A 4,734-nucleotide genomic window follows, 5' to 3' on the forward strand; every position below is an offset into this window, starting at 1 on the left:
AAGCTGAGCCCAATTCATATGCGAATTTGGGCTCAGTTGTATTTTTATTTAAATTTCGAACTAGATAACTGAACAGGTCACTATTTTAATAGGCCGGCTCTTTTTCTTGTATTGGAATACTCCTCATGTAAAGCTTTAACGCAAATAACCCACCATTCCTGTAACGTCCAAAACCCTTGATATATAAAGGTTTTGGGCGTTTTTGTTTAGGTGTTAATGTTATGGAAAGGAGGATTAACGCTTTTTTTGTTGAACTTATTGAACTAACGGGGCAGGTTAGTGAAAAAATGGATTAATAATTGATTGAAGGAATAGTATGTATAAATGGTTGTATGATTCGGTTTTCAATAAAGGAGGAATTAAGGTAAAAAAAATATAATCGCAGTATTATTTACACTAATGTTTTTAACTGCTTGTACGGAAACTATTAACAAGGATTATAAATTTACAGGAGAAAGTGAACATTGGGAAGCTGATTATATTTATAGAGGAACTGAAAAATGGGGAGAAGATAACGGAAAAACAACTTACTCTACAGAGTCGTTCAATGAACCCCCTAAATCATTAATATTCAATTCTGGTAGTAGCAGCTCAATAGGTGGGGCATCGATAAGTAAAGACGAAGTAATACAAGTAATTGTAAAAAATAATGGCATTGAAGAGACGTTTGACCTGAAATTTGAAAATAATTAATTTTATTGAAATAACGGGTGCTTTACTTCAATAAGGAGTGGAGTCTTTTTCTTATTCAACTAACGGGGCAGTTTAGTTTAATATGAAATGCTATAATTATTATCAATTTGACAATTCGATGTAAACGAAAGTGAGAATGAGTAAATGAACATAATGGACTATCTTAATGAAAGGTTTCCAACTGTCGAATTACTCCCAAGCATTTATTATCAATGGGACATTGGCATCCATTTTTCACTTGGTGGGGAAATCTATCAATTCAAAGAAAATGATGAACTCAATCTTGAACGATTTCGTCTAGTATATAAACAAACATCCACAATTTTTAATGAATTATTTGAGGAAAATGACGACTTTTTCCTTGTAACGAATGTGTATAAGCACAAAAGGAAAGAAAAACGTACAAGAAAACTGAAGGTATATCAGCCGTTTCTGAAGTGTAAAAATAATTTGAAACGAATTCAGGTGAAAACTTACCCTTATCCCTTCGAGTTGGACGAAGCAGAAGATTTTGAGATGCAACAATGTTCCTTGCTGTGTAAACGAGAAGACATACGTGTAAATCAATTACTTAAGGCAGCGAGTAATGAGGATTTTCCTTTGACACCTAAGTTTGGGAGATACTCCGCTTATCCCGATGTTTTCTTTGTGAACATCACAAAAGATATTATTTTCTTCGTTTACGACGACCGAGGGTGCGAAGTCATAGCCCGTGAAGCAGACCAGATACGTCCACTTTATGAGAAATACTATGATTGGGTAGAAGAAGTTGATAGAAAAAGGATTGAAAAAGGGCTAGGAGAAAGAGGAATAAAAAATTAATAATGACTTTTCATCTAATTCTCTTGTTGAAATAACGGTTGCTTTAGTTAAAGAACATTGGGTTGCTTGTTGCTTAAGTAGCCCTTTTTCTTATTAAACTAACGGGGCAGTTTAGTTCAATAATTATTAGAGAAGAAAGCTACAAAATATCTGATTTAAGGTGGGGTTCATTTGAAAGAAACAAGCAATAGACACATATGGATAGAAGCTGAAGAATGGTCTGAAGGTGAATGGAATGTTGAGGATGACAATCTGGATGTAATAGTAACCTTTTCAGACCGTTCCAAATGGATTGCAACATTTTTTACATACAATAACATTCAGACTCTAAGAGAGAAGAATGCAAAGACAGGCGAATTTATGAATGGAACATACTTTCAAGCAAGCGATATGGTTCTAATTGATATTGTAAGCAGAGAACGAATTGTTGAAGTCATTGATTACCTTACTGATAGCGGTGAGTTTGAGTCAGTTTTTACTAAGTACCCAGATGTAGATGTTGAAGAGGACCATTTGTATCCAGAGGGTTTCTTTAAAATGAGTAATAAAGAAACATCCTAATTCAACTAACGGGTACTTTACTTCAATAAAAAGTTAAGCCTTTTTTCTTCTTGAACTAACGGGGCAGGTTAGTTGAACAAGGGAGTCAGAAAGAAATTTCCTATGATATATACTAAATGTAGAAGTATCCATTAAAGGAACATTAATAGCCAATGAATAGGAGTAATCACCTTTGAATTATGTTAGATTTTGTATTTATCAATACATCTTATTTTCAGCACTTTTTGTCTTCAACATTCCCTTTGATAAATACATAGGTAAACCATTTACTTCTGTTGATTTAATAGCAATATGTATAAAGTTAACTATCGTAATAATCGTTTACCCAGTAGTAAATAAGATATATAGACGATTCGAGAATATTAGGTTGCGAAATAAGATATTAATTTCAATACCAACTGTTATATTATCAATCTTGTTTATAGGGTTACTGGAGCAATTGTTCGTTTAGTTTTCTTATTCAACTAACGGGTGCTTTAGTTGAAGATTCGATTTCCGAAATAATCAAACATTTTTATAAAAGTGAATAGCAAGAAACAGGTGAAACCTCGTATTTTGATCAAACCTTGTTCAAAAATACGAGGTTTATTTTTCACCTGAAAATTGAGGATTCTCGCTAAATTTGTAGCTTTGAAATAAAGTTTGATCATTTAAAACAAAGTTCGATCATTTCTAAAATAGTTTGATTAAAATTATTTCGTATATCCAATAACGGATAACTTTAAAGTACATAACGCGGCAATTATGAACTATTCGTATTCGAAATTAAATAATTGTATTATCTCTTCTCAGATTATGAAATTTTATATGTTAGATTGTGAAGAAATATGCTTTAAGTAACGGGTGCTTTAGTTAAACAAGACCATCATTTCGATGGGTCGATGGTCTATTTTACGTCCAAAACATCAAGTAGATTTCGGCGATCCATTGTGAAATGTTACACTTAAACTAACGGGGCAGGATAGTTGAATAAGGAAAGGAAACTAAATTATTGGTAATTCGTAAATAATATAGAAGAATAAAAAGGTTACTAATTTTTTGGGAATGGAGAGATTTAAAGATGGAAGAAAAAGAGTGTCCTAAATGTAATAACAGTCAAATTGAAAAGGGTATTATTCGGTCAGGGAATGCAGTAGTTCATATATTTTCCTACAACAATCCAAGAAGTCAATCGTCATCAATATCCTCATTTTACTGCTCGAATTGTGGGTATGTGTTAGGCTTATATGTTGAGAATCCTGAAAATCTTGGAAAGTGATATTAAAGTAACGGATGCTTTACTTCAAGAAGGAGTAAAGCATTTTTCTTTTTAAACTAACGGGGCAGGTTAGTTGAACAAGCTCGTTCGACGAAAAGGACATTCCTGGTTTTACAGGGGATGCCCTTTTTACTAAACTATAGGGTATTTTGCTAGAATTCAAAGTCTAGAATCATTTTACTGGTTTGACCTTCAAACTTATAATTATAGGACCCTTGCAGGCTTTCTAAGTCACCGGTTGCTTTGATGATTGTTGCCGGAGAATCTAGATTTCCTTTATCAAATATTCCTTGCTCTATAGCTGTAAACGTCCCCCGTTTTCCCTTATAAGTACCCTCGAAATGCAGAAATCCGGAAATTTCAGAAGTGGCCATGTGACCGTCTTCTACATTTGATTCTAGATAATATAATAAATATTCAACAAAAGCTTTTCCTTTTAATTCACCATCAATATCATATTCGACATGGGCAATATTAATAGGGAAATCTTTTTTAGTGTTATCGACTGGCTTTTCATCCCATTTGCTTACTGTAAATGTTACCTCCATACGCGTAAACCTCCCTTCATTATTAGATAAGTAATCTATTTCCAGTATACCACCTAAAAAGTACCATCAATAGTGGCATCTCATAGGAGTGTTTTTATTTATTGTTCTTTACTAACTTTGTGAAGTATTACACTTAAAGTAGCTGGTGCTTTAGTGGAATAAGGAGATTAAAATAATCTATCTTTTTCATAAAAAACAGTTCTTAAAAATTAAAGAAAGCAATCGTTTTGATCAATCTTTATTCAAAACGATTGCTTTTAATATGCAGTTAAATCCAGGATTTAGAGTGATTTATAATCAAACTTTATTCTAAACCAACAATACTGAACGTAAGATTTGTTTGATTTTTGTGTAATCTTTCTATGGTTTATTGCGAAATAAGAGTGTATCCTCAAATGATAGAACTTACATATTTCAAAATGAAAGAGGTAAAAATAATGGAGACTTATGCAGATGTTTTAATTGTTATCGATTTACAAAATGGCGTATGTTACAGCGGAGATCATTTATTTGAATTTACTCACTAAAGTAAATAATAGAATTGCCTTATATAGAGAATTACATAAACCAATCATTTTTGTTCAACACTGTGATGAAGAATTAATACCTGAAGAAGAACTTTGGGCTATTAATGCCAATCTAGATGTTCAAGAACAAKACTTTTTTGTAAGAAAAATACATGCAAATTCTTTTTATAAAACGAACTTAAAATATCTTTTAKACCAATTAGCTGTACATCGTATTGAATTTTGCGGCGCCCAAACAGAATACTGTATGGATGCTACGATTAAATTTGCTCATGGATTGGGATACGAAAACTTCATGGTACAGAAAGCAACCTCTACTTTGAAT

4 protein-coding genes and 1 pseudogene are annotated in these 4,734 nt (G+C 32.4%); 4 read left to right on the forward strand and 1 reads right to left on the reverse strand.

Going from position 1 to position 4,734, the window contains the following annotated elements; translation table 11 throughout:
• Positions 1-399: 399 nt before the first annotated feature.
• The 3 genes from AC1DOS_RS18045 to AC1DOS_RS18055 all read left to right on the forward strand — a co-directional run bounded on the left by AC1DOS_RS18045 (position 400) and on the right by AC1DOS_RS18055 (position 2,076).
• Positions 400-693 carry a hypothetical protein gene (locus AC1DOS_RS18045; RefSeq protein WP_477538610.1) on the forward strand — a complete coding sequence of 98 codons (294 nt, stop codon included), beginning with the start codon at positions 400-402 and terminating at the stop codon, positions 691-693.
• Between the two features lie 144 nt (positions 694-837).
• The gene (locus AC1DOS_RS18050) at positions 838-1,515 is read left to right on the forward strand and encodes a DUF3885 domain-containing protein (RefSeq protein ID WP_477538611.1); all 678 of its coding nucleotides are present in this window, start codon (positions 838-840) and stop codon (positions 1,513-1,515) included.
• A 171-nt stretch (positions 1,516-1,686) separates the two neighbouring features.
• Complete coding sequence (locus AC1DOS_RS18055) at positions 1,687-2,076, forward strand: hypothetical protein (protein WP_477538612.1); 390 nt, start codon at positions 1,687-1,689, stop codon at positions 2,074-2,076.
• A 1,410-nt stretch (positions 2,077-3,486) separates the two neighbouring features.
• Here the strand turns inward: AC1DOS_RS18055 and AC1DOS_RS18060 are convergent.
• Complete coding sequence (locus AC1DOS_RS18060) at positions 3,487-3,882, reverse strand: DUF3224 domain-containing protein (protein ID WP_477538613.1); 396 nt, start codon at positions 3,880-3,882, stop codon at positions 3,487-3,489.
• Positions 3,883-4,319: 437 nt separating this feature from the next.
• Here AC1DOS_RS18060 and AC1DOS_RS18065 point away from each other — a divergent pair.
• Positions 4,320-4,734, forward strand: a pseudogene (locus AC1DOS_RS18065) (cysteine hydrolase family protein); the annotation flags it as partial.

The sequence above is a fragment of the Paenisporosarcina sp. P5_A11 genome (genome assembly GCF_056400705.1).

Coding starts and splice junctions, on each gene's coding strand:
- AC1DOS_RS18045 (WP_477538610.1), top strand. CDS start 400: ATGTTTTTAACTGCTTGTACGGAAACTATTAACAAGGATTATAAATTT.
- AC1DOS_RS18050 (WP_477538611.1), top strand. CDS start 838: ATGAACATAATGGACTATCTTAATGAAAGGTTTCCAACTGTCGAATTA.
- AC1DOS_RS18060 (WP_477538613.1), bottom strand. CDS start 3,882: ATGGAGGTAACATTTACAGTAAGCAAATGGGATGAAAAGCCAGTCGAT.